Below are 23,111 nucleotides of genomic sequence, written 5' to 3'. Positions count from 1 at the left end.
CCAAGAGGCGGTTCTTCGCCCGGCCCTCGTCGGCAGCCCGCTCCGACAGCCATAGGGCGGCGCCCTTCGAGAGCTTGAGACCAATAGGGCTGCCCCCAGCTCCCATCGCGCCATTGAATTGAACAAATCCAAGTGGACAGCAAGCTGAGCGTGAATGTACTCTCTTGACCTCAATTGAAATTGTCAATCTCGAATTCTTAGAGATCCAAGCCCGCTTGTTTAAAACCTAAGTGACGTGCCCTGTCCCACACCAAAAGAGTATGAATCCCAAGCCAAAAGCTCGTCCACAGCCAGTTATCCACCCAGATCTTGCCGAGAATAGGTAGGGTTAAACCCTCTGTCCCTCCCAAAACTAGGCCGGCCGCCAAGACCAGCCCTTCAAAAGCAAGAAAACCTAGGATGAGCATGGCTGGGATCCAAAGATAATTCCACAGCCATCGTCCGGCTCGGAGAGGGTGGGGCTGGAAGAAGAGAGGGCGGTAGCTGGCTAGCAGGGCTACTCCCACCGTGCCGATCCCCAAGACCACCCCCCAGGCAAAAGAGTCAGGCGTGCGGGGATAGTTGTGCCAGACATAGCCAAAGATTTGGTTGGCTAGCCAAATCATCGAGGCGCTAACCATTGCCCTTTGGCGAGTTAACGTAGTGCCCGCGATGATGCCAATGGTTACAAAAGGCAGCGTACAGGTATAGGCAATGTTGCTGAGGCAGCCAATGGTGGTAAATAGACTGGGCCAAAATCGGCCACAGGCCAAGTCTTGGGCAGCTCGTAGCCAAATGGCAACCGGGATCCAGGGGCGAGGTTTGGGGATGGACTGCACAAGGGATTGCAGACTGACCATAGGCTAATCTCCGGGAAAAAGGTGAGCCTTCAAGGGGCAGTTCTTTAGCAGATGCTCCTGGACAATTTGCCGCGCTACTGGAGGTGTAACCCGCTTGTACCAAGTGCGGTCGCCAGAGTAGAAAACCACAGGGCCTTCCTGACAGACTTCTAGACATCCGGAAGTAATGACCCGAATATCTAAATTCGCTTCCTGCAGGGCAGATTGCAGGGCTTCCACAACCGGTTGATAGTTGCGGGAAGGATAACAGCGGCTGGAGCGGCAAACCGCCAAGTAGGGCCGCTTGAGAGGGTTATCCTCGTAAGGGATCCGCTCTTTTCCCTCGACATAAATGGCTCGCAGTCGTTCATAGAGGGAGAGCTTTTGGTAGTTGGCTTTGCCTTCGGGCAGGTAGTCTTCTCCTGGCCCCAAAAAGGGACTGGGCAAAAAGATCTGCAGCAGAGATTCCTCTGCCCCGTTCCAAAATTGAATTCCCCATTGGCGAGGCTGGCGCTGCGGATTGAGGCGGCGATAGAGGGCGGCGCGGCTGACCAATCTTTTGCGGCGCAGTTCTAGGGGGGTTCGGCCATAGGGGCCGCCCCGGTGCTCTTCTAGACACAGATGCAAATGCCAAGTTTCGGTGGCCACGGTCAAATAGCCGTCGTAGAGCACACAGAGAGCAGGGGGATCCTTGAAGGCCGCCTCCAGCACTCCTCCCTCCACCACACAGCCCACTTGGATCTCAGCCCAGTGCTCCTGGAAGAGCTCATAGAGGAGCGGCCCAAGACAGTCGATGTGAGCCGGGATCCCTTCGTAGAGGGTTATCCAGCCAGTGGGGGAAACCTCCTGCCAACTCTGGTTTAGAGGCGTGATCCAGGGGCTGAAAGCGGCCATAGGTTGCTCCTATTGGACTGGTGGAATGCGGGCAATCACCCCCTTTTTAAGAGGGCGCTCTGCCCAGGGCAGGACGCCATCGGGCTTTGTCAAATACAGCTCCGCTGTCTGCAAGATTGGCTCCACGTCTTGGGGATCGAGATCTCCAAACACGTAGGTCATCTTTCCAGGGGCTGTCAGGGCAATCACGCAAGCATGGCTGCAGCCGCTCATACAGGCAACCGGCTTAAGCTGCAATTGAGGGTTGAGCACCTGCGATTGCAAGGCGGCTAGAAGCATTTCTCCTTTGCTAGTCCCTTCTTTTTGGCCGTTGACCCAGCGAGATCCGCAGGTGGTACAAACCCAAAGGTAATGTTTGGCCTCAGCTTGAGTCGAGATTCTGGTTGAGATCGTCATACAGTTGCTTCCAAACTAGAAGCACCCCACAAATGGTTAGCCAGAATTCAAAAACAACCTGAGATGTTGCTAAAGTTGCCCCCGCAAGTTCACCCTCAACGTGCGACCAACGCCGGGATAGCCGGGGAAGACTTCATACTGCTCATCCAGCAGGTTGTCGATCCCCATCTCTAGGCTTAGGTCCTCAGTCAACGGGATCCCTCCTCGCCAAGCTACGGTGGTGTAGCCTGGTAGGGATTCCGTGTTGGTGTTGTTGGTAAAAAAGCTCCCAATGTGATGGACTAAAATTGAGCTGTACCAGCCTTGCTCGTGACGGTAGGTCAGGCCTAAGTTCAGGCTATCGGCTCCCACAAAGGCTAGCTGCTTGCCAACTGTAGCTGGGTCAAGGGCGGCGCGAATGATGGGATCATTGAGGGTGTAGTTGGCAAAAAGCGTCCAGTTTTCCCCCAGCCGCACATCCAAAGCTGCCTCCAGGCCGGTATATTCAACCAGCCCAATATTTTCATAGGTTCCTCGGCGCGGCCCAAGGCTGACAAAGGTGATGCCATCGCGGATGCGGTTGTGGGCAAAAGTCAAGCGCAGCAGGCCAAAATCTCCCAAGGCTTGATCTAAACCAATGTCAAAGCTTTCCCCTCGCTCTGGGCGGAGATTGGGGTTGCCATCCACTTCAAAAAAGCCGCGCAGCCGGAAGAACAATTCCGAGATCAAGGGAGTGCGAAAGCTGCCGGCATAGCTGGCCCTCAAGGTGGTGCCTTCCGCCAAAGCCCAGCGGATCCCCAGAGCAGGCGAGGTAGCCGAGCCGCTGGCCAAACTGCTGAAGTCCTGGCGGATGCCTAAGTCGAGGCGGAAACGGGGATCTGGGCTGTAATCCAGGCGGGCAAACAGGGCTCCCTGGTTAACCGTATCGTCGTAATTGATATTGGTAGAACCCCCGGCAAACGAAAAAGTTGTATTGCGAGCTGAGATGGAGCGATAATCTGCCCCCAGGACTCCTTCTAGGTTTTCGCCGGCTTGCCAAGCATACTGGAGCTGGGATCCCCAGCTATCGCGCAGGATGAGGTCGCGGGAGCCCTGGCTTTGCGGGGCACTGAAGCGGTAGTTGAGATCGTCCAAAAAGAGTCGAGCTTGCAGGGATCCTGTCTCCTGAGTCCACAGCCACCTGAGATCCAGCAGCAGGTCGTTGGTGGTTTGCTCGGCATCGAGGGAGGGAAAGTCTACGCTGCCGGGCACGCGGAAGGTTTTGTTGAGGTAGAGGGCGTTGGCCGTTAGGACTTGGTCTTCGGCCAATTGCCAGGTGAGCTTGGCCTGCAAGTTGTGGTACTCCACCGCCGAGTTTTCCCGCCTGCCCGACTTGCCCAGCCGCCGGATGGTAAAGGGAAAGTCGTTGTTGCTCTGCAGGCGACGATAGCTGAGCACCCAGCCCAGCTCCTGCCCTTGGCCGCGGCTTTGGATCCCTTGCTCATTAAGGCCATAGCTGCCGACCGCCACTTCCACCACTGTCTCCGTTGCTGGCTGGGGCTCCACCGTGACGATGTTGATGACGCCGCCAACAGCGTCTGAGCCGTACAGGGTAGAGCCACCGCCGGGGGAGACTTCAATTCGCTCGACGACATCGGTGGTGATTTGGGAGAGGTCAAACCCTCCAAAAAAACCCAGATCGTTGAGGGGTCGGCCATCCAACAGCACCAGCACCTGGGCCGTTCGCGCCCCTCGCAGGAACTGAGAGCTGAGGGCTCCCAACTGGGTGCCGGCTGTGCCATCGCTGAGGATGCCGGGCAGATAGCGCAGGGCTTCCTGCACGGTTCTTGCCCCTTGCTCGCGCATCTGCTGGCGGGTGATGACATAGACGGGGCGGGAAGACTCTCGCAAGAGGTCGGGACGGCGAAACGGGGTGGTGACGGTTTGATTCAAAATCTCGGCGCTGAGGCCGGTATCCAAAACCGCTTGCGCCCAGGCTGGGATCCCCAAAACCCAGCCTCCCAGCCCAAGGCTGAGGCCTAGAACTGTCTTTTTCATGTCAGCTCTTTGTTCCATGCGACCCGGAAGGGCTCTAAGCCCTGAGCTGAAGCCGCAGGCGGGCATCCTGCCATCACAGTTGCGGCACAGCGCCGGATTTGAAAGCCGTGCTAGGCATCATATCTCTCCCGCCCTGGAGTTCCCATCCTGCTGGGGGAGATGGCGCTAGGGTCTAATCGTGAGACGGAAAAGAGCCTCGTCGGCCATTTGAAGAACTTCTTGCCCCGCTGCCATAAGCCGTTCTGGGGGCAGCTCTCGGTACTTAGCAATGAACTCAGGCAAAACTTGAAACTCCACCCGCTTGCCAGTTTCTCGATGGATGACAACACTGCGCATTTTGTCCAGGGAGTCCACCTCCACCAGCTTTAAGTTCAGCTTGCCCAAGCTGGCTCCAGTGGCGGCGTGCAACCCATCCACGATGCAGGCAAAGGGAATCTGGAGCGGCGACTCGTGAATGACTTCCACCACAAAGCGACTTGGGGAGGTGGGGGGGAGGGGACTTGCCAAGCCCAGCTCCTTGAGAGCCCGCATCCCCATGCGATAACCCACCACCGCCCAGGGGCCAGCACCCCCGTGGATTTCGGTAACTCGCTGGGTGGCAGCCTCAAGGGCAGCCGGAGGATTGGCAGAGCTGCTGCTGGGGTGGGCCAGGGCAGGGATCCCGACCGCTAGCTGAATGGCCACCCACAGCAGAGGAAGCTGCTGCAGCTTGAGAACCCATCGCTTGCGCATAGGTGATCCAAGGGCAAGGAACAGACATCGGTTCAGTATCCTAGGCCCTGTTCCTGGGTCTTGCCTATGCAGGGGGGGAGGTTGCCTGAGCAAACGGAGAGCTAGACAACCACGTTGACCAGCTTCTTCGGCACCACGACGACCTTCTTCGGCGTCGCCCCCTGGAGATACCTTTGCGCCGCCTCCGATTGCAGAGCCAGCCGCTCCTGCTCCTGGGGCGTGACATCGGCAGGGGCTTCAAAGGAGCCGCGCAGCTTGCCGTTGACCTGCACCACAATCGTTACCGTATCGGCCACTAGGGCCGCCGGGTCATAGGTAGGCCAAGCCTGGCGATGCACTGAGTCGGTGCCGCCCAGGGCCTGCCACAGCTCCTCAGCCATGTGGGGGGCAAAGGGGGCTAGGAGCAAGACCAAGGTGCGGATCCCTTCCGCATAGACTGGCGAGTCCGGGATCTCGGCTTCAGCCAGGGCGTTGCTCAGCTTCATCAGCCCAGCAATGGCAGTGTTGAACTGGTACTCCTCCAAGTCCTCGCTGACTTCTTTGATGGCCGTGTGCACGGCGCGGCGCAGATCCCTTTCCGCTTTGGTCAGGGATCCTGCTTCAACCTTGGCCTGCAGCAGCTCGGCGGCTTTGCCCTGCAAGGACTCCGTCCCGCTACCGCGAACAACAAACTCGTACACCTGCCGCCAGACGCGGTTGAGAAAGCGAAACTGCCCTTCCACATCGGCATCGTCCCACTCCAAGTCCTTTTCCGGCGGCGCCTTGAAGAGGATGAACATGCGGGCTGTGTCTGCCCCGTAGTTGGCCAGCACCTCTTCCGGATCCACGCCGTTGCCCTTGGACTTGGACATAGTTGCGTAGATAACCTGCAGGGGCTCGCCGGTTTCCGGATCCCGCGGGTCGTTGGGATCCTTGACCAATGCAGTAGGGATCCAGCGATCCTTGCCGGACTTGTTGGGGTTGTAGTAGGTGCGCGCCTGCACCATCCCCTGGGTTAGCAGGCGGGAGAAGGGCTCATCGAAATTCAACAACCCCAGATCCCGCAGCACTTTGGTGAAAAAACGGGAGTAAAGCAGGTGCAAGATGGCGTGCTCGATGCCGCCCACGTACTGATCTACCGGCAGCCAGGCGTTGACCAGATCCTTGCGGAAGATCTCGCGGTCGTTGCGGGGATCGCTAAAGCGCAGGAAATACCACGAGGAGCAGATAAAGGTGTCCATCGTGTCCGTCTCGCGGCGGGCGTCGGCACCACAGGCGGGGCACTTCACCTTTACCCAGTCCTCCAACTGGGCCAAGGGGGATCCCCCTCGCCCCGTCAGCTCCACATCCTCGGGCAACAGCACCGGCAGATCCTCCTCCGGCACCGGCACAATGCCGCAGTGGGAGCAGTGGATGATGGGAATGGGGCAGCCCCAGTAGCGCTGTCGCGAGATGAGCCAATCCCGCAGGCGGTAGTTGACCTGCCGTTCTCCCAGCCCCTGCTCTTCTAGCCAGGCGATGGCCCTTTCTACACTTTGCCCCGGGCCTTTGCCCACCGGGATCCCGTCCAGGGGGCCGGAGTTGATCAACACCCCCTCCCCCGTCCAGGCCGCCTGCAGATCTTCAGCACTCGTCACCCCCCCTTGGGGCGGCTGCACCACCAGCTTGATGGGCAGGCCGAACTGGCGGGCAAACTCAAAGTCCCGCTGGTCGTGGGCCGGCACGGCCATGATGGCTCCTGTGCCGTAGCCCATGAGCACATAGTCGGCAATCCAGATGGGGATCCGCTCTTGATTGACGGGGTTGATGGCGTAGGATCCCGTCCAGACGCCCGTTTTTTCGCGGTCTTCGGCGCTGCGCTCGATCTCGCTGCGGGCAGCGGCCTCGGCCCGGTAGGCCTTGACGGCAACCTCTTGCTCAGGGGTGGTGAGCTTCTCCACCAAGGGATGCTCCGGCGCCAGCACCATGAAGGTGGCTCCCCAGAGGGTGTCAGGCCGGGTGGTGAACACCGGCAGCTCCTCCCCTGTTTCGGTTTTGAAGACAACCCTAGCCCCCACCGACTGGCCAATCCAGTTCTCCTGCATGGTGAGCACCCGCTCCGGCCAGCCGGAGAGCTTCTCCAGGTCAGCCAGCAGTTGGTCGGCATAGGCCGTGATCTTGAGAAACCACTGCTTGAGGAGGCGCTTTTCCACCAGAGCTCCCGATCTCCAGGAGCGCCCTTCCGCATCTACCTGCTCGTTGGCCAAGACGGTCTGGTCCACCGGATCCCAGTTCACCGGCGCCTCCTTCTGGTAGGCCAGGCCCGCTTTGAAAAACTGCAGGAAGAGCCACTGCGTCCACTTGTAGTAGTCGGGGGCGCAGGTGGTAATCTCCCGCTCCCAGTCGTAGGAAAGCCCCAGCCGCTGCAGTTGATCCCGCATCTGGGCAATGTTCTCGTATGTCCACTTGGCCGGCGGGATCCCCCGATCGATGGCGGCGTTCTCTGCCGGCAAGCCAAAGGCATCCCACCCCATGGGGTGCAGCACCGCGTACCCCTGCATCCGCTTGTGGCGGGCAATCACATCCGTGATAGTGTAATTGCGCACATGCCCCATGTGCAGGCTGCCACTGGGGTAGGGGAACATCGACAGGGCATAAAACTTGCGGCTTTCCGCCGTCAGCTCCGGCGTGCGATCCAACCCGAGTTCACGCCAGTGGGCCTGCCACTTGCTTTCGATGGCCGGAGGATTGTAGCGCGCGTCCACAGTCTAGGGCTCCTGGGGAGAACAGCTCTCGGCTTCAGGTGGGCTAAGATACCAGCATTTTGGCATGTTTTGCGGATCCCCGGCGCCGACGGGATCCACCGGAAACCAGTTAACCCAAAGGGATCCCCTCAGTAGGTTTCCTCGTGCCACCTGTTGGCCTTCTTCAGCTCCTTCTGGAACTTGCTCCAGTCTTGACCGGCTTGCTCGGCAAGGGGGGCCATGACGCTGTTGATGCCGTCCTCCATTCCCTTGAGGCCGCAGATGTAAGTGTAGGTGTTGGGCTGCTGCAGCATCTCCCACAGCTCGGGGCCGTACTCGGCCATGCGGTTTTGCACGTACATCTTTTTGCCGTCGGGGGTTTGCTGTTCGCGGCTGATGGCGTAATCGACGCGGAAGCGATCCCCATACTGGGCTTTCCAGGCCTCTAGATCCCCGTGGTAGAGCAAGGTGGACGTGGTGGGCACCCCAAAAAACAGCCAGATCTTGCCCTGATAGTTGGGATCCTCTTCAAACAGGTGCTTGATGAAGGCGCGAAAAGGGGCGATGCCGGTGCCGGTGGCAATCAAAATCAGGTTGGCGTTCTCATCTTCCGGCAGCAAAAAAGTTTTCCCCGAGGGCCCGGTGATCATCACCTCGTCGCCGGGTTTGAGATCGGTGAGGAAGCCGGAGCAGACCCCTACCCCCGACTGGCCTGTCTCCTTATCCACGTATTCGGCCCGTTTCACACTCAGAGAAACGGTGCGCCCCTCGCCATCGTCGCCATAGCGGGTAGAGGCAATGGAGTAGAGGCGGGGCTTGTGGGGCTTGCCCTTGTCATCTACGCCAGGAGGAATAATGCCAACGCTTTGGCCCTCCAGGTAGCGGTAGTTGGGATCCGGCAGGCTGAGCACAATGTGCTTGGTCAGGCCGGGTGCCCCTTCCCCCACAAGGGAGTAGGTCTCTACACACTGGCCGATCAGGGGCGCGTTGGGACGGTACAGATTGACAACAACTTCTCGCTTTTGGGCGCTGGCAACCATAACGGCGATCTGCTCCTGGCAATGGGAGAAAACTCTCTAGCAAACACCTTAGCAGCCCGCCCGCCCGAAGGGAACTTGCCGGAGGGGAACACCCCAGGCCGATCCTGAGAAAGCCCGCCCGGAAAACTTCTCTTCTCCTCAGTCGTCGCCGGGAAACAGGCAGTTTTTGTTAAATTGTTCCTTGACGCCGCCCGCCTCTCTGGCCTCAAGCTCGGTTGTGGGGGAGCGTCTTGTGGTAATATGCAAGACCATAAAGAACAGTAACTTTTTTAGAGGCTTCCTCTCAGTTTTGCCCTGCCCATCCCCAAGGAGTTCCCATGGCAAGCAGTCCTGAACGTATTGTAATGATCGGTGTTGCCGGAGATTCTGGCTGTGGCAAGTCCACGTTCTTGCGGCGGTTGGGGGACTTGTTTGGCCGGGATCTCATTACCACCATTTGTCTGGACGACTACCACTCCTTGGATCGCTACCAGCGCAAAGAGAAGGGCATTACGGCGCTGGATCCCCGCGCCAACAACTTCGACCTCATGTACGAGCAGGCCAAGGCGCTCAAAAATGGCCAGAGCGTGATGAAGCCCATCTACAACCACGAGACAGGGCTCATTGACCCGCCGGAGCGGGTGGATCCCAGCCCCATCATCGTCTTGGAGGGCCTTCACCCCATGTACGACGAGCGGGTGCGGGAGCTGCTGGACTTCAAGGTCTATCTGGATCTGGCGCCGGAGATCAAGATTGCCTGGAAGGTGAAGCGGGACATGGCCGAGCGGGGCCACACCTATGAAGATGTGTTGCGCTCCATTGAGGCCCGCCGCCCCGATTTCGAGGCCTACGTCGATGTGCAGAAGCGCTATGCCGATGTAGTCATCGAGGTGCTGCCCACCAAGCTGCTGCCGGAGCTGGATCCGGAGCACAAGGTGCTGCGGGTGCGCATGATCCAGCGGGAGGGGGTGAGGTATTTCGACCATGTTTACCTCTTCGACGAAGGCTCCACCATCGACTGGATCCCTTGTGGCAAAAAGCTGACCTGCTCCTACCCAGGCATTCGCCTGCACTACGGCCCTTCCACCTACTTCGACCAGCCGGTTTCGGTGTTGGAAATTGACGGCACCTTCGACAAGCTGGAAGAGGTTATCTACATCGAGAACCACCTGAGCAACCTGTCGACCCGTTACTACGGCGAGCTGACGGAGCTGCTGCGCAAGCACCCGGAATATCCTGGATCCCGCAATGGCTCTGGACTCATCCAGGTAATCGTGGGCCTGAAGCTGCGGGCCCTCTACGAGAAGATTCAGGCGGAAGCCAAAGAGCTGGCGGTTGCTTCCTAAGGTTTGGCCTCTGCGTGAAGGGGATCCCTTGACCTGGCTCGGGCAGTTGGGCAAGCGGCGATAGGTGGCGATCCATGCAAGGGTTCCAGTTGGAAATCTGGCCGGAGGGAACAGCCTTTTTCCGGCGGGCGGTCGAGATCTGGCAAGAGCAGGCCGCGGCGGCCATCCGTCAACGGGGCCGCTTTACGGTGGCCTTGGCAGGGGGAAACACGCCACGGAAGTTGTATGCTGCTTTAACCCAGGCGCCGGGGATCCCTTGGCAGCAAACCTGGCTGTTCTGGGGGGACGAGCGCTACGTTCCCCCGGATCACCCCGAGAGCAATTACGGCATGGTACGGCGGATCCTGCTGGATACGGTCGGGGTTCCCACCTCCCAAGTCTTTCCCATGCCCACCCACTCAGGAGATCCCTTACGGGATGCGGCGGAGTACGAGGCGACCCTGCAGCAGATTTTCGGCACCGAATGCCCTGCCTTTGATCTGATCTGGCTGGGAGTGGGAGAAGACGGCCACACGGCCTCCTTATTTCCCGGTACAGCCGCCCTGGAGGTGCAACACCGCTGGGTGACGGTGGGCCAAAAAGGGGAGGAGCCGCGCCTGACTCTGACCTACCCTGTCTTGAACAGGGCGGCTCAGGTGGTGGTTTTGGTAACGGGGGCCAGCAAAGCCGCGATCGTCAAGGAGGCGCTGACAACGGAGGCCCACCTGCCCTGCCAGCGCCTCAACCCCCAAGGACGGCTGCTATGGCTGCTGGATGCGGCGGCAGCGGCTGAACTGCCCCTGCCCGCGGTGGCCTTGCTCGGCTAGTCCGGCCAATTGCTGCCGAAAAAGCGCTGGCTGAAGATGGCGATTTGACCTGGATCACCGCTGCATCCCTTCCCTTCGAATTTGATGGGGGTAGTTGAGTTTGGAGCGCTGCCCCATGTCCATTCGACTCATTGTCGAATCGGTTCTCCAGAGCACCTACCTCAGCCGCCGCCAAGAATCCCAAATCTGCCATTTCCTCCAGGAGCGGCTTTACGACGAATTGGATCTGGAGGCAATTGATCGGCTGATCTTGGCTTTGCTGAAGGGGCAAGTCCAGCTCGAGTGAGAGGAAAGCCGCGCCGCTTCGCCAAATCCTCAGGCCAGAGCCTAGCCCAGCCTCCTGTGGCAGTCTGGTCGCTTGAGCAGCGGACGGCTACAGGAGTTCCAGCAGGAGAGCTTTCCGGCAGGCTCCCTCAGATGCTTTGGCTGCCTCCCCAGCTCGGACGACGCCCTTGCCAACCGCCGCTCCTCGAAGGTAGGGTGACGCCTTCACCGAGTGACATACTCTCGTCTCTCACCCTAAAGCGCTCCGCGCCGCTGACGCGAACGGGGAGCTACTGCGAGAACCTTCTGCGTCCGGCTGTGCCGTGCCGTTAGGCATGCAGCCGCGGAATGCTCTAGCGCGGGGCTATACCAGATTCCGGCAATGCCGTCTTGTATAGCCAATCTGATTCTACGATATTTTTGCGGGGGTGGCTGTATCCCGACCCTGACTGCCCCCCAGTAGGGGGGTACAAGTCGGGGCTTATCCACCTCCGCACCCCCAGAAGCTAAAACCTCCGTCCTGCTGACCCGACACCCAGGCCACAAGCAAACCTCCAAGGCACCGTCAATGCGCCCCTGCACACTTGCCCAAGGCAAAGCCCCACCTATATTTGATCGCCAATTTTGGGTAACTGTAGCACAGACGAGCGACTAAGACTTGCGACAAAACCTGTCTGTTGACCGTCCTGGGGCAAGCCTGTGCAAGTTCAAAGCGGTTGCGGCCCCGTTGCAACGGGATCCAAACCCTCTTGGCCTTTGAGCTGCGGGTGGATCCGCCGCCGGCAGGCCAATCGGAGCTGGTGGATCTGGATGGCAACGCGGCGGTTCAGCTCTAGTTTGGGGATCCCACCGAACATCTGCGCGTCCAAACTCAGGCCACGGTGCTCACCCTGCGGGAGAATCCCTTTGACTATCTGCTCTGCGATTGGGCTACCCATCTTCCGATTGACTATCCCAGCACGCTGGCAGCTCAATTGCAGCCTTATCGGACGGCGCAGGCGGATGCTGGCATCCAAAGCCTGGCCTGGGAGCTGTGGGATCAGGTGCAGGGGGAGACGACGGCTTTTTTGCCGGCGCTCAACCAACGCATCTACTCCGAGTGCCGTCACATCCTGCGGGAAAAGGGGGATCCCTCGCCCGCCGGCTTGACCTGGCAGCGCAAAACCGGCTCCTGCCGTGACCTGACGCTGGTGTTGATGGAGGCCTGTCGGGCAGTAGGTCTGGCGGCAGGATTTGTCAGCAGCTACCAGGTCGGCCCGCCGTTGCAAGAGAACCTGGAACTCCAGGGCACAACCGGCAAAGAGCCCGCAGAGCCTGTCCGCCGCCACCTGCACGCCTGGGCAGAGGTGTATCTGCCGGGGGCCGGTTGGCGGGGGTTCGATCCCACCCAAGGGCTGGCCGTGGCCGATGGCCATGTGGCTTTGGCGGCCAGTGCCTACCCCAAAGATGCCGGCCCCATCTACGGCCACTGGCTGGGCAGAGGCGTTCACAGCAAGATGGACTACACCATTCACATCGAGGCGGAATCCGCCCTGCAGAGCCAAGCCCAACTGAGCCCCATATCCTAGCGGGATCCTTTGAGAACCCTGTCAGCGTCTCTCCTGCCGTGATATTCTGCTAGCTTCTAGTTCTAACCGAGCCCTCTCTTGAAAACCATGGACGAACTCAACACCCTGATCCAGGATCTGCAAGCTGCCTTTAGCGACAGCAGCACGCCGGTGCTCTCCCTATACGCCGACATCAACCCTGCCCGTCCCGAAAATGCTGGCCGCGCCTGGGTGAGGCGCATCAAGAATACCCTCAAGGAGCTGCTGGAGAGGGAGGAGAGCAAGCCTGATAACTCCCTCTGCGAGCAAGTCCTTGCTCTAGTAGAGCAGGAGCGCCCTTCAGCCCGCACCCTGGTTCTTTTTGCCAGCCGCAATCCCGCCGGCAAGCCAGTGCTGCGCCGAATCGACCTGCAGGTGGAGCTGCCGGTGGTGGATCTGGCCCATGGGCGGGTGGAGGCCCGCTGGAGGGAACCTTACCTCACGCCCCTTTTCTTTGCCTTTGATGAATACGAGCGGGGTGGGGTGTTGCACCTGTCTGGCAGCAGGTGGCGCTTCTACGAGCTCTTTTTGGGAGAACTGCGAGAGGACACGGAAATCTTTGCCAACATCAGCGCCGAGGAATGGCAGGAACTGCAGGAGCTGGCCGGCCGCATTGAAAATGCCGTTGCCGAACGTCGCGCCCGCAGCGGTGGCACCTTCGACAAGCTTTCCCCCAAGGAGCGGGAGGCGGCCAAGGTCAGCCTCTGGATGCACAAGCTCTACCTGCGCCTGGCTTCCGCCCTGGATAAGGCAGTGGATCGCCTGGGCATCGAGCGGCTAGTGCTTATGGGCGAGGCCTGGCAGGTGTCTCACTTTGAGGGCTATCTCAACCGCGGCCTACGCAACCGCATCGTCGCGCGGGTGGGGCACCCCGCCAACCTTCACACACCGACGCCGCAAGACATCCTCGACCGAGTGGTACCCGTCCTGGAGGCCGCTGAGCGCCGAGGAGAGCTGGCTTTGTTGGAGCGGATTCGAGAGCAGCCCGGCGCTTGGGGCTTGGATGCGGTGCTGGACGCCCTCCAGCTAGGCCGGGTGGAAATCCTTGTCCTGCCCTGGAGGCTAGAGGCCACCATCTGGCGCTGCCCAGACGGCTTTGTGGGAGGAACCCAGGAGATGGCCCAGCTCCTTTGCCCAGAGCCACAGCCGGCACCCCTGCGGGATCTGGTGTGGGTGCTAGGCCGCGATTTTGGCGCTAAACTGGAGTTCGTTCGCGGCGAAGCTGAAGAGCGCTTGCTCCACGAGTTTCAGGGAGCAGCGGCGCTGCTGCGCTGGTAGGTCTAGCAACTTGAGCAGGGATAGCCCAACCCTCTAGCTAGATCCCAGAGCAACGGTGTAGGCTGCTAGCATAATCTGGCCCATCCTGTCTAGCGAGGGATCCCGTTGACCCAGTCTATTGATCTTCCCACCAGCGTCGATACGTTTTTGCAAGAGCTGGCTGCGATTCAGCAAGTGGGGCCAAAGCGGATAGCCATTCTGGGCAGTCGCCATGTGCCCATCACCCACCAGTACCTCATCGAAACCCTCAGCTACGCTTTGGCCCTTACCGGCAACCGCATTCTCACTTCCGGGGCCATTGGCACCAACCTGGCTGTGATTCGCGGAGCCATGCGGGCGGACATGAAATCCCTGACGGTGATCCTGCCCCAAAGCCTGGAGCGACAGCCGGCAGAGTCGCGGGCCAGCCTGGAGCAGGTGCTGCATCTGGTGGAGCACCCCGAAAATGACCACCTGCCCCTGGCGGAGGCCAGCCGCCTGTGCAACCTAGAGATCGTCAGCAAGTGCCAGCAGTTGATCTGCTTTGTTTTCCACGACAGCGTCACGCTTTTGGAGGCCTGCAGGCACGCTGAGGAGCAACACAAGGTGGTTACGCTCTTCTATTTTGACTGATTGGACTGCAGCTCACTGCTCTCAACCTTTTGCCCCGAGGGTAGCAGTGTAGAAGGCCCCGATAGCTCAACATAGACTGCAGCGCATTCCCGACGTTGGGCGAATGGAATAGGATAAGGCTTTGTATTGAGGCAAATCGTTGGGCAGCCATGATGGGATCCCCGGCATGGAACCCGGAAATTTCTGCAGTCTCGCCGACCTCATCCTCTAATCCGCGGGGATCCGAAAGGGGTGTTTATTTTCGATTCGATGCCCAAGGGATCCATCTGCATTTGCCCGCCACCCTGGCTTGGGAAGAAGTCTGGGACGATTTGGTGTGGCAATTGCGCAGCCGCAAACCCTACTGGGCAGGAGTGGCCCCCCTGACCCTGTGGTGCCAAGAGCGAGAGCTGGACTTGCCCACCCTACAAACTCTGGCCGTCTTGTTGTCGCGGCATCGGTTGTCCTTGTGGCGCGTCCAAACCGGATCCCGAGGGACGGCGATCGCGGCGGCGACCCTAGGCTATTCTGTGGAACAATCTTCCCCCTTGGAGGCGATTCCCCCCGTCTCCCCGGATACTACTCCCCTCTACCTGCGGTCCACGGTGCGGTCGGGGATGTCGGTGCGCCACCGTGGCTCGGTTTTTCTGCTGGGGGATCTCAACCCCGGCGGCGAGATCATTGCCGGCGGCGACATTTGGGTCTGGGGACGGCTGCGAGGGCTGGTGCATGCTGGTGCTGAGGGGGATAGAGGCGCGGTGATCTTGGCCTTACAGTTGGAGCCAACTCAGTTGCGCATTGCCGATCAGGTGGCCCGTCCACCCGAGGGCGGATCCCCTCCCAACACGCCAGAGGTGGTTTACTTGCAGGAGGGTGTCATCTGCATTGCCAGCCTTCAGGATTTTCTGCGGAGGGGGGTATGAGCCGAGTTATCGTCGTCACCTCTGGGAAGGGGGGAGTGGGGAAAACCACCCTAACGGCCAATTTGGGCACTGCCTTGGCGCGCTTGGGTCGCTCGGTGGTGGTGGTGGATGCCGACTTTGGCCTGCGCAACCTGGACTTGTTGCTGGGGCTAGAGAATCGGGTGGTGTACACGGCTTTGGAGGTGATTGCGGGGGAATGCCGCCTTGAACAAGCATTGGTGAAGGACAAGCGCACCCCCAATTTGGCGTTGCTGCCGGCGGCCCAAACCCGCAACAAAACGGCAGTCAGCCCGGATCAGATGCGTCAGTTGATGGAAAAGCTTGCCAGCAGCCATGACTACGTGTTGATCGACTGCCCGGCGGGAATTGAACAAGGGTTTCGCAATGCCATTGCGGGGGCAACGGCAGCCCTGCTAGTAACTACGCCCGAAGTAGCAGCGGTGCGGGATGCAGACCGGGTGGTGGGCTTGTTGGAAGCGGCAGGGATTTCCTCTATCCAGCTAATCGTCAACCGCCTGCGCCCCGATATGGTAACCGCTGGCCAGATGATGGCAGTGGAAGATGTGGTGGAGGTGCTGGCCATCCCCTTGGTGGGTATCATTCCAGAAGACCGGGAGGTGATCGTCTCCACCAACAAAGGGGAGCCCCTAGTCCTCTCGGCCAACCCGACTCAGGCTGCCCAGGCCATCCAGCGCATTGCCCGACGGCTGGAAGGGGAGACGGTGGAATTTCCCAAGTTGGCCAGCTTGGGCGAGTCTTTCTGGGAAAAGGCCAAGCGGTTTTTCAGCCAAAAGGTGCTCTGAATCTCAACGGCTCTTGAGCTCCATCTCAACGGGATCATCCTCTTTGCCTGGAGTCTTTGCTTTCCCTGCTATGCACCTTCAATAAAGCCCATGCTTCTCGATTTCTTGGATCAGCTTTTTTCCCGCCACTCCGGCAACAGCCGCGAGCAAGCCAAGCAGCGCCTGAAACTGATCTTGGCCCACGACCGCGCCGACCTCACCCCGGCAGCCTTGGAAGCGATGCGCCTGGAGATTTTAGGGGTAGTATCTCGCTATGTGGAGCTGGATTCGGAGGGGATGCAGTTTCACTTGGCGGCAGAAGGGGGGACGACGGCCCTGATCGCCAACCTCCCCATTCGCCGTGTCAAGCCCCTGGCGGAGGCCCGCCTCAATTCCTGTGAAGGGGAGAACCCACAACAGGATCCCGGAGCGGCCCCATCCGAGGGCGGCCATTTGAGCTCGCCTTCTCCCTGAGCTACCCTAGACTCAGGGAGCAGTAATTCAAGGTGTTACATAGAGTGTTACATCCGCCTAGGTTGCGTCCGTTCGCCAAGATGCCTTCTCTTTGCTCCCACTTGTGTCTGTCCCGGCCGGGGGTGCCTTGTAGCTGTTTGCAGCCTGCTCATGGTAAACCGTCTGTGGCCCCAATGCTGACCAGGACAAAGTCGCCGGGACGGAGTTCGCGCTAAGGGAGGTTGAGCCTCGGCATGGAAAACTCCTTTGAGCTGACGATCCTGTTTACGCTGGCCTTGGTGGCCGGGATCGCGGCTCAAGTCCTGGCCAATTTTGTTAAAGTGCCCAGCATTGTTTTCCTGCTCCTGTTTGGGGTGCTGCTGGGGCCAGATGGCCTGGGCTGGGTTCGTCCCCAAATCATGGGATCTGGCCTGGAGGCGCTGGTGTCGTTGGCGGTGGCTCTGATCCTGTTTGAGGGGGGGCTGAACCTGCGGCTGCAACGCCTTAACCAGGTCTCCGACAGCTTGCGCAATCTGGTGTTGCTGGGATCCCTTTTGACCTTGGGAGGGGGAGCGCTGGCGGTCCACTATTTGGGGGAGTTTCCCTGGCCCCTGGCCTTTTTGTTTGGATCCCTGGTGGTGGTGACGGGGCCGACGGTGATTAACCCCATCCTGAAGCGGGTGCGGGTCGATTCCGCCGTCAGCACCCTGCTGGAGGGGGAAGGGGTGCTCATCGACCCCGTGGGGGCCATCTTGGCGGTGGTGGTGCTGCAGGTGGTGCTCTCCGGCCACCCCAGTTTCTTGCTGGCCCTAGAGCAGCTATCTAGCCGCTTGGCCATTGGGTCGGCGGTGGGGGCGCTGGGGGGCTGGCTGATGGGATCCTTCCTGCTCTGGTCGCGGCAGTTTTTGACGGAGGAGCTGCGCAACTCGGTGGTGCTGGCGGGGGCGCTGGGGGTGTTTGCCCTGGCCCAGTCGCTGCGCTCCGAGGCGGGTCTAATGGCGGTGGTGATGGCCGGGTTGGTGGTGCGGCAGAAGGCGGCCATTGCCGAGCGGAGCGTGCGCCAGTTTCACGGCCAGTTGGTGGTGATGGCCATCTCGGTGTTGTTTATTCTGCTGACTTCCACCCTCTCGCTCAAGGCGGTATTTGCGCTGGGGTGGGGAGCCTTGGCCACGGTGCTCTGCCTGATGCTGGTGGTGCGTCCTTTGAGCGTGTGGCTGTGTACCTGGCGCAGCGACCTGAATTGGCGGCAGAAGCTGTTTGTGGCCTGGCTGGCCCCCCGCGGCATCGTGGCGGCCTCGGTGGCTTCTTTGTTTGCCATTTTGCTCACCGAGCGGGGCATTACCGGGGGGGATGCCCTCAAGGCGCTGGTGTTTTTGACCATCTCGGTCACGGTGACGGTGCAGGGGCTGACCGCTGCCTGGGTGGCCCGCTGGCTGGGCTTGGATCAGGGGAGTTCTACGGTGATCATCGGCAACCATCCGCTGGTCGGCCAGTTGGCCCAGTTGCTGCGCTCCCTCAACCAGGCGGTGGAGGTGCTGCCGCTGCCGTCGGGATCCCGTCTGCGCGAGCGCACCGCCAATCTTCCCGCCGAGCTTAACGGCCACAAAGCCGGCCATACCTCAGGGACCCACCCCGCCAGCGGCAATGGCAGCTCCAAAGCCCTGCCGGTTCGCGTCAGCGGGACGGAGTCCTCAGAGGAACCTGGCCAGGTGCTGCCCGGATCTTTGCAGGAAGCCGTGCTGAGCGAGTCAGCCTTCTTGAAGGCCGATATCGACCATGCGGAAACTCTGTTGATCCTGACTTTGGATCCGCAGGTGAACTGGGCCATTGCCGAGCTGATGGTGAAGCTTTCGGTTTCTGCCGCCATCTGGACGGTGTTGCTGCCGGAGATGCCCATCTCGGAAGGGATCCGCACCCTGCCGATCCCTTTTTCCCAACTGCAGCGCTGGGCCAGCTACCTGGAGGCCAATCGGGCCGAGCTGCGCTCGATCACCCTGCCCACCCTGGCGGACCTGGGCCTGAAGCCCCCCCAATCCGCCGCGGCCTCGGCTCAGGAGTCGATCGCGGCAGCGCGCTCAGCGCTGCTCAACCCTTTTTCGGCCCAGATGGGGCTAGAGGATCCCACGTTGGAGCGGCTGCGGGATCAGTTCGCCTACCGCATCAAAGCCGATCTCTGCCTGCCTTTGTTGCTGGTGCGTCCGCAGCGTCTGGGAGGCTGGTTTGGGGAGAAGGGCAAGTCGTCCCAGGTCGGTCGGCTGTTCTACCTGCCGGAGCCGGGCATCTGGCGACGCGGAGATTGCATCTACTACCTGGAGCGCACGTCCAGCCCCGTAGAGGCCGTTGCTCCCTCTGCCAGAGAGTTGGATCCCCCAGAATGGGATCCACCCTCAGCCGAGCTACTGCCCCAGTATGTTGAGGGCGTCAAGCTCCACTTCGATCTCTAGGGGTCCCAGGGCAGCCAGCGGCCACTAGGAATGAGGGGACACCCCTGCACCTGCTCAGGCCGACCCAGATAAACCCAGGCAAAGGTGCCGCTCTCCAGTTGCACCCACTGCCGTTCGTATAGCCGCGGGTGGTCTTCCAGCTCATCTAGGCGGGGCAACAGGCCCAAGGGAATGCGGTAGCGCTCGCCGTAGAGCCGGTTGCGGCCAGGAACGGCCATCGGGTAGGGGCCGAGATCGTAGAGGTCGATGTGGTTGAGGCTGTCTGGGCCCAAAAACTCTGCCCCTTGCAGCAGGCTGTGGTACTGGCCGCCCCGCAGCAGGGATCCGTAGACAAAAACCACGGTGGAGGGTTCCATGTAAAGCTACGCAACTTTGACAACCGGGATCAGGGGGATTGGGCCCATTTTTGGCCGATGCGCGGCTCCGAGCCGGCCAGCAGGCGTTCGATGTTGCGGCGATGGGCAGCAATGACATAAACCCCCCCTGCCAAGGCAAACAGCAAATACGGCAGAGGCTGGCCCAGAGCCCACATCAAGAGCGGCGCCGCCACCGCCGCCAGCAGGGAGCTAAACGAGACGATGCGGGTGAGGGCGATCCCCAGCAGCCAGACACCGAAGGTAGCCAGGGCTACCGGCCAAGCCATGGCCAACAGGATCCCCAGGCTGGTGGCCACCGACTTGCCCCCCTTGAAGCCCAGCCAGCAGGAGCGGCTATGGCCGATCACCGCCCCCAGGGCCGCCACGACCACCCACCACGGCGAGCCCAGAGCTGATCCCAGCGCCACCGCTGCCGCTCCCTTGGCAGCGTCCACCAGCAACACCAGCAGCGCCGGCCCCTTGCCCACTGTCCGCAACACGTTGGTTGCCCCCGTTGAGCCGGATCCCGCTTGGCGGAGGTCGATCCCACCCCAGCAACGGCCCACCCAGTAGCCGGTGGGGATGGATCCCAGCAGGTAGCCTCCAAGGGCGGCAAGGAGGGCGGAAAGCCATGCAGGCATAGACACGTCTTGAACGCTCTCTCCTCACTTTGCCACAGGGCTTGGGTTGCCACTGCTGTCGAATCCGGCCAGGTTGACCTCCCAAGCAAGGCGCGGCTGCACAAATTGCAAAAGCTGTTGGCGAATCTGCTCCAGTTGCCGGATGGCCTGGCGGGATCCCTGCGCCCAGAACTGCTGCTGCAGATAGTCAATCAGCCACAGCTGCGCCGGCAAATCGAGAGCAGCCACTGCCCTAGCCACTTCCAGCGCCTGCCGCAGCGAGTGGGGCCAGCGTCTTAGGTCCTGCAGCAGTGACGGCGGAAGGCTTTGCAGGTGCTGCTGGGCGGCCAGCGCCCGTCCAGGGCTGCCTTGGGCTAGGGCAATTAGCTCAGAGCGAGGGATCCCGGGCAGCTCCGGGCAGCCCAAAGCTGTCAACACTTGCTCCATCTCTGCCGAGCTGAGGCGGCGAAACGGCACCATCTGGCAGCGGGACAGCAGCGTCGGTGGCAAAGGGTGGGGAGGGGGGGTAGGCGAGTGGTGGGAGGCGATAAGAACGATGTGGGCCGGCTCAGGCTCCTCCAGGGTTTTCAGCAGGGCATTGGCCGCACTTTCTGTCAGGGTTTCCGCTCCCTCCAGTACAACTAGCGAGCGGCGGGCGTGCATTGGCCTACGGGCACAGAAGCGAACCACTTCCTGCACCTGTTCCAGGCGAATTTGCGGCGGGGAGCGCCGCTGCAGAGCTTGTGCCTCCGGGGCGTCTGCTGCTATCAGGCGGCCCTGGTGGACATAGGTGGGGCTGACCCAGTGGAGATCGGGATGGGTGCCTGCGAGGAGCCAACGGCAGTTGGAGCACTGGCCGCAAGGGATCCCTGAGCTGGCCTCGCAGAAGAGGGCCTGGGCAAACCAGCGGGCCATCAGGCTCCGTCCCACCCCTTCTGGTCCCAAGAAACAGTAGCTTGAGGTCACCCGCCCCTTTTCCAAGGCCGCCACGAGCAGCCGCGCCGCCAGCTCCTGCCCGACGATGTGCTGGGGGGGCAGAACCGTGACTCCCTCAACCATCTCGGCAGCTCTGGGCTGAAGCATCGGCAAAGTTGCCTAGTCGCAGGCAAAGGTCGGCAAGAGAAATTGCCACAGCCCCTCCTCCACCAAGGGATCCCTCCCTATCTCTGCCCCAGCCTTGTTGTTAGCCGGTGGGATCCAGTCGCATTAAAACTTGGCCAAATTCCACCGGCTGGCCGTTGCTCACCAAAATCTCCCTCACCACGCCCGCCGTTTCAGCTTCTATCTCGTTCATCAGCTTCATGGCTTCGATAATGCAGAGAGTTTGGCCCTTGTTCACCCGTTGGCCAATCTGCACAAAATCCGTTTCTCCAGGGGCAGGAGCGCTGTAGAAGGTGCCCACCATCGGCGCCGTCACCTCCACCCAGTGGCTGGGGGCAGGCTTAGGAGCGCTCTCAGGAGGGGGAGCTTCTGCAGGGGAAGCAGGGGGGGGTTCTGGCGGCGGGGCAGCGGGCGGAGCAGCGGCAGCAGCAGCAAGGCCAGCCGGGATCCCTTTGCGCAGGGTGAGGCGGAAATCCTTGTACTCCAGGATTAGCTCGGTAACGTCGCTCTCCTGCAGAGCGGCCAGCAGAAGGCGAACTTCCTGCCAATTGACAACATCCAAGGGAAGATTACTCCTGATGCATCACCTGTCCACAACGGCAGCCCAGCGGCAAGAAGAGGGGGAGCCATCACTCGCGGCCTATATAGGTGTCGGTGCGAGTATCGACACGCACCCGTTCTCCCACCTTAATAAACAGAGGCACCTGGATCTCAGCGCCGGTCTCCAGCTTGGCGGGCTTGGTTCCCCCTGTTGCCGTATCTCCTCTCACGCCGGGGTCGGTTTCCACCACTTCCAAGACAACGGTGTTGGGCAGCTCCACATCGATCACCTGCCCCTTCCAGCGCAGGATGGCCACCTCCATGTTCTCTTTCAGGTATTTCACGGCAGAGCCGATTTGGGCAGCGCTGAGGGGAGCCTGTTCGTAGGTCTCCATGTCCATGAACACGAAATTGTCCCCTTCTGAATAGAGATACTGCATATTCACTTTTTCAATAGTGGCGGCGGGCAGCATCTCGCCGGCGCGGAAGGTTTTCTCCACAACGTTGCCGGTCTGCATATTTTTGAGCTTGGTGCGCACAAAGGCCGCGCCCTTGCCGGGTTTCACATGCAGAAACTCGATCACCTTGTAGGGAGCGCCATCAATTTCCACAGAGACGCCGGGGCGCAAGTCGTTGCTTGAGATCATGTCAGCACAGGGATCCGTTGCTCAGACTTCCCAATCTTACCCCGGCTGCGGGGCACTCCGATTCAGCTCTCTGAGATCAATGGGCGGCTGACGTCCGTAAAGAGGCAACACCGTCTGCCAGGAAGGGCGCAAGCCTGCTTGGAAGTCGGCGCGGGCCAGTTCCGCCAACGCCAGCACAGGCGCCGGATCCACCCAGTCGGCAGCATCGACGACCAGAGCCTGGGGCCACTGCCGCAGAACCTTCTGCCAAGCCGCTTCTTCCCAGATCTGATCCGCCACTTCGGCAACCCAATGTTCTGGCCCCAGCCGGTACACGCCACCATACTGCTCCCCTCGCTTGGCGTCCATCTGCACCGCCACCGTCAGCGGCTGAGGCGGGGATCCCTGCTCCTGCCACACCTGGCGGGCGAGAACCGCCAAAGTCGAGTAGCCGAACACCGGAATGCGCAACTGCTGGCCCAACAGCCGCGCCACACTTACCCCCAAACGGCTGCCGGTAAAACTCCCCGGCCCCAGAGCGACAGCGATCCCCGCCATCTGCGACCAGTCCTGGCCGGCCAAGAACTCCTTCAGGCAAGGGTGCAACTGCGCCGCCATCTCCCGATCCAGCCACCAACTCCGGCTGCGGCTCTCCCCCAGCTTCTCCTCCAGCGGCAACACGGCCAAGCCCAGAACAGGCGTGGTGGTGTGGATCCCTAAAATCCAGCGGGGAACTGACATGGCCTCTCTCAGGATCAAGCGAGGTAGTTGACAGAACTTAACGGATGATTTAAGGTTAGGTTGTCAATCTTCGCGCT

24 protein-coding genes are annotated in these 23,111 nt (G+C 60.7%); 11 read left to right on the top strand and 13 right to left on the bottom strand.

Translation table 11 applies throughout. The features are described from left to right. Window positions 1-197: 197 nt before the first annotated feature. From GG26_RS07665 to GG26_RS07635, 7 genes are all read right to left on the bottom strand, one after another. Window positions 198-839, bottom strand: coding sequence for a hypothetical protein (locus GG26_RS07665; RefSeq protein WP_099812176.1), 642 nt, complete (start codon window positions 837-839; stop codon window positions 198-200). 3 nt (window positions 840-842) lie between these two features. Then, on the bottom strand, window positions 843-1,712 hold the full coding sequence (locus tag GG26_RS07660) for a (2Fe-2S) ferredoxin domain-containing protein (RefSeq protein ID WP_414389769.1): 870 nt from the start codon (window positions 1,710-1,712) through the stop codon (window positions 843-845). A 9-nt stretch (window positions 1,713-1,721) separates the two neighbouring features. Further along, window positions 1,722-2,108, bottom strand: coding sequence for a DUF1636 domain-containing protein (locus GG26_RS07655; RefSeq protein ID WP_414389766.1), 387 nt, complete (start codon window positions 2,106-2,108; stop codon window positions 1,722-1,724). A 69-nt stretch (window positions 2,109-2,177) separates the two neighbouring features. After that, complete coding sequence (locus GG26_RS07650; RefSeq protein ID WP_414389764.1) at window positions 2,178-4,124, bottom strand: TonB-dependent receptor plug domain-containing protein; 1,947 nt, start codon at window positions 4,122-4,124, stop codon at window positions 2,178-2,180. Between the two features lie 165 nt (window positions 4,125-4,289). Beyond that, on the bottom strand, window positions 4,290-4,856 hold the full coding sequence (locus tag GG26_RS07645) for a formylmethanofuran dehydrogenase subunit E family protein (protein WP_414389761.1): 567 nt from the start codon (window positions 4,854-4,856) through the stop codon (window positions 4,290-4,292). Between the two features lie 101 nt (window positions 4,857-4,957). Continuing rightward, window positions 4,958-7,579: a leucine--tRNA ligase gene (gene leuS, locus GG26_RS07640; protein WP_414389758.1), complete on the bottom strand. Its 2,622-nt coding sequence runs from the start codon at window positions 7,577-7,579 to the stop codon at window positions 4,958-4,960. Between the two features lie 128 nt (window positions 7,580-7,707). Next, on the bottom strand, window positions 7,708-8,598 hold the full coding sequence (locus tag GG26_RS07635; protein ID WP_414389755.1) for a ferredoxin--NADP(+) reductase: 891 nt from the start codon (window positions 8,596-8,598) through the stop codon (window positions 7,708-7,710). Between the two features lie 317 nt (window positions 8,599-8,915). On the opposite strand from GG26_RS07635, the gene GG26_RS07630 reads away from it, so the two are divergent. The 11 genes from GG26_RS07630 to GG26_RS07580 all read left to right on the top strand — a co-directional run bounded on the left by GG26_RS07630 (window position 8,916) and on the right by GG26_RS07580 (window position 19,050). Next, window positions 8,916-9,923 carry a phosphoribulokinase gene (locus GG26_RS07630; RefSeq protein ID WP_011430121.1) on the top strand — a complete coding sequence of 336 codons (1,008 nt, stop codon included), beginning with the start codon at window positions 8,916-8,918 and terminating at the stop codon, window positions 9,921-9,923. A gap of 74 nt (window positions 9,924-9,997) precedes the next feature. Then, window positions 9,998-10,729, top strand: coding sequence for a 6-phosphogluconolactonase (gene pgl, locus GG26_RS07625; protein WP_414389752.1), 732 nt, complete (start codon window positions 9,998-10,000; stop codon window positions 10,727-10,729). A 115-nt stretch (window positions 10,730-10,844) separates the two neighbouring features. Next, the gene (locus tag GG26_RS07620; protein ID WP_011430123.1) at window positions 10,845-11,015 is read left to right on the top strand and encodes a hypothetical protein; all 171 of its coding nucleotides are present in this window, start codon (window positions 10,845-10,847) and stop codon (window positions 11,013-11,015) included. A 694-nt stretch (window positions 11,016-11,709) separates the two neighbouring features. Beyond that, entirely contained in the window at window positions 11,710-11,829 is a 120-nt protein-coding gene (locus GG26_RS07615) for a transglutaminase N-terminal domain-containing protein (protein ID WP_228375471.1), read from the top strand. A 45-nt stretch (window positions 11,830-11,874) separates the two neighbouring features. Continuing rightward, on the top strand, window positions 11,875-12,561 hold the full coding sequence (locus GG26_RS07610) for a transglutaminase-like domain-containing protein (protein ID WP_228375472.1): 687 nt from the start codon (window positions 11,875-11,877) through the stop codon (window positions 12,559-12,561). 87 nt (window positions 12,562-12,648) lie between these two features. Continuing rightward, the gene (locus tag GG26_RS07605) at window positions 12,649-13,857 is read left to right on the top strand and encodes a VLRF1 family aeRF1-type release factor (RefSeq protein WP_414389748.1); all 1,209 of its coding nucleotides are present in this window, start codon (window positions 12,649-12,651) and stop codon (window positions 13,855-13,857) included. Between the two features lie 105 nt (window positions 13,858-13,962). After that, window positions 13,963-14,469: a hypothetical protein gene (locus GG26_RS07600; protein ID WP_011430125.1), complete on the top strand. Its 507-nt coding sequence runs from the start codon at window positions 13,963-13,965 to the stop codon at window positions 14,467-14,469. Window positions 14,470-14,618: 149 nt separating this feature from the next. Next, window positions 14,619-15,371, top strand: a complete 753-nt coding sequence (gene minC / locus GG26_RS07595) for a septum site-determining protein MinC (protein WP_011430126.1) — start codon at window positions 14,619-14,621, stop codon at window positions 15,369-15,371. Next, on the top strand, window positions 15,368-16,174 hold the full coding sequence (minD, locus tag GG26_RS07590) for a septum site-determining protein MinD (protein WP_011430127.1): 807 nt from the start codon (window positions 15,368-15,370) through the stop codon (window positions 16,172-16,174). The genes minC and minD overlap by 4 nt, the downstream gene beginning before the upstream one ends. 90 nt (window positions 16,175-16,264) lie before the next feature. Continuing rightward, a complete protein-coding gene (minE, locus tag GG26_RS07585) occupies window positions 16,265-16,627 on the top strand; it encodes a cell division topological specificity factor MinE (RefSeq protein WP_011430128.1) in 363 nt (120 codons plus the stop codon). Window positions 16,628-16,860: 233 nt separating this feature from the next. After that, window positions 16,861-19,050, top strand: coding sequence for a cation:proton antiporter (locus GG26_RS07580; RefSeq protein WP_414389743.1), 2,190 nt, complete (start codon window positions 16,861-16,863; stop codon window positions 19,048-19,050). Here the strand turns inward: GG26_RS07580 and GG26_RS07575 are convergent. The 6 genes from GG26_RS07575 to tsaB form a co-directional block, all read right to left on the bottom strand. After that, window positions 19,047-19,406, bottom strand: a complete 360-nt coding sequence (locus GG26_RS07575) for a gamma-glutamylcyclotransferase (RefSeq protein WP_041438264.1) — start codon at window positions 19,404-19,406, stop codon at window positions 19,047-19,049. The genes GG26_RS07580 and GG26_RS07575 overlap by 4 nt on opposite strands. A 29-nt stretch (window positions 19,407-19,435) precedes the next feature. Continuing rightward, complete coding sequence (gene plsY, locus GG26_RS07570) at window positions 19,436-20,047, bottom strand: glycerol-3-phosphate 1-O-acyltransferase PlsY (RefSeq protein ID WP_011430131.1); 612 nt, start codon at window positions 20,045-20,047, stop codon at window positions 19,436-19,438. Window positions 20,048-20,071: 24 nt separating this feature from the next. Continuing rightward, window positions 20,072-21,085 carry a DNA polymerase III subunit delta' gene (locus GG26_RS07565; protein WP_011430132.1) on the bottom strand — a complete coding sequence of 338 codons (1,014 nt, stop codon included), beginning with the start codon at window positions 21,083-21,085 and terminating at the stop codon, window positions 20,072-20,074. Window positions 21,086-21,209: 124 nt separating this feature from the next. Continuing rightward, window positions 21,210-21,689 carry an acetyl-CoA carboxylase biotin carboxyl carrier protein gene (gene accB, locus GG26_RS07560; protein ID WP_414389740.1) on the bottom strand — a complete coding sequence of 160 codons (480 nt, stop codon included), beginning with the start codon at window positions 21,687-21,689 and terminating at the stop codon, window positions 21,210-21,212. Between the two features lie 67 nt (window positions 21,690-21,756). Continuing rightward, a complete protein-coding gene (gene efp / locus GG26_RS07555; RefSeq protein ID WP_011430134.1) occupies window positions 21,757-22,314 on the bottom strand; it encodes an elongation factor P in 558 nt (185 codons plus the stop codon). A 36-nt stretch (window positions 22,315-22,350) separates the two neighbouring features. Then, complete coding sequence (gene tsaB, locus GG26_RS07550; protein ID WP_011430135.1) at window positions 22,351-23,034, bottom strand: tRNA (adenosine(37)-N6)-threonylcarbamoyltransferase complex dimerization subunit type 1 TsaB; 684 nt, start codon at window positions 23,032-23,034, stop codon at window positions 22,351-22,353. Window positions 23,035-23,111: the final 77 nt, after the last annotated feature.

Source organism: Synechococcus sp. 'PEA 65AY6A-5F PE A', from assembly GCF_047462575.1.
In the GTDB taxonomy this organism is placed as follows: domain Bacteria; phylum Cyanobacteriota; class Cyanobacteriia; order Thermostichales; family Thermostichaceae; genus Thermostichus.
The sequence above is the reverse complement of the archived record's forward strand: the minus strand, read 5'-3'. Positions and strand labels throughout refer to the sequence as shown.

Bases quoted from the DNA above. Each gene is read 5' to 3' on its own strand.
- GG26_RS07645 (WP_414389761.1), bottom strand. From the start codon at position 4,856: ATGCGCAAGCGATGGGTTCTCAAGCTGCAGCAGCTTCCTCTGCTGTGG.
- GG26_RS07605 (WP_414389748.1), top strand. From the start codon at position 12,649: ATGGACGAACTCAACACCCTGATCCAGGATCTGCAAGCTGCCTTTAGC.
- GG26_RS07650 (WP_414389764.1), bottom strand. From the start codon at position 4,124: ATGAAAAAGACAGTTCTAGGCCTCAGCCTTGGGCTGGGAGGCTGGGTT.
- GG26_RS07655 (WP_414389766.1), bottom strand. From the start codon at position 2,108: ATGACGATCTCAACCAGAATCTCGACTCAAGCTGAGGCCAAACATTAC.
- GG26_RS07660 (WP_414389769.1), bottom strand. From the start codon at position 1,712: ATGGCCGCTTTCAGCCCCTGGATCACGCCTCTAAACCAGAGTTGGCAG.
- GG26_RS07665 (WP_099812176.1), bottom strand. From the start codon at position 839: ATGGTCAGTCTGCAATCCCTTGTGCAGTCCATCCCCAAACCTCGCCCC.
- tsaB (WP_011430135.1), bottom strand. From the start codon at position 23,034: ATGTCAGTTCCCCGCTGGATTTTAGGGATCCACACCACCACGCCTGTT.
- plsY (WP_011430131.1), bottom strand. From the start codon at position 20,047: ATGCCTGCATGGCTTTCCGCCCTCCTTGCCGCCCTTGGAGGCTACCTG.
- GG26_RS07580 (WP_414389743.1), top strand. From the start codon at position 16,861: ATGGAAAACTCCTTTGAGCTGACGATCCTGTTTACGCTGGCCTTGGTG.
- minD (WP_011430127.1), top strand. From the start codon at position 15,368: ATGAGCCGAGTTATCGTCGTCACCTCTGGGAAGGGGGGAGTGGGGAAA.
- GG26_RS07620 (WP_011430123.1), top strand. From the start codon at position 10,845: ATGTCCATTCGACTCATTGTCGAATCGGTTCTCCAGAGCACCTACCTC.
- GG26_RS07635 (WP_414389755.1), bottom strand. From the start codon at position 8,598: ATGGTTGCCAGCGCCCAAAAGCGAGAAGTTGTTGTCAATCTGTACCGT.
- GG26_RS07575 (WP_041438264.1), bottom strand. From the start codon at position 19,406: ATGGAACCCTCCACCGTGGTTTTTGTCTACGGATCCCTGCTGCGGGGC.
- GG26_RS07630 (WP_011430121.1), top strand. From the start codon at position 8,916: ATGGCAAGCAGTCCTGAACGTATTGTAATGATCGGTGTTGCCGGAGAT.
- efp (WP_011430134.1), bottom strand. From the start codon at position 22,314: ATGATCTCAAGCAACGACTTGCGCCCCGGCGTCTCTGTGGAAATTGAT.
- GG26_RS07565 (WP_011430132.1), bottom strand. From the start codon at position 21,085: ATGGTTGAGGGAGTCACGGTTCTGCCCCCCCAGCACATCGTCGGGCAG.
- minC (WP_011430126.1), top strand. From the start codon at position 14,619: ATGATGGGATCCCCGGCATGGAACCCGGAAATTTCTGCAGTCTCGCCG.
- minE (WP_011430128.1), top strand. From the start codon at position 16,265: ATGCTTCTCGATTTCTTGGATCAGCTTTTTTCCCGCCACTCCGGCAAC.
- pgl (WP_414389752.1), top strand. From the start codon at position 9,998: ATGCAAGGGTTCCAGTTGGAAATCTGGCCGGAGGGAACAGCCTTTTTC.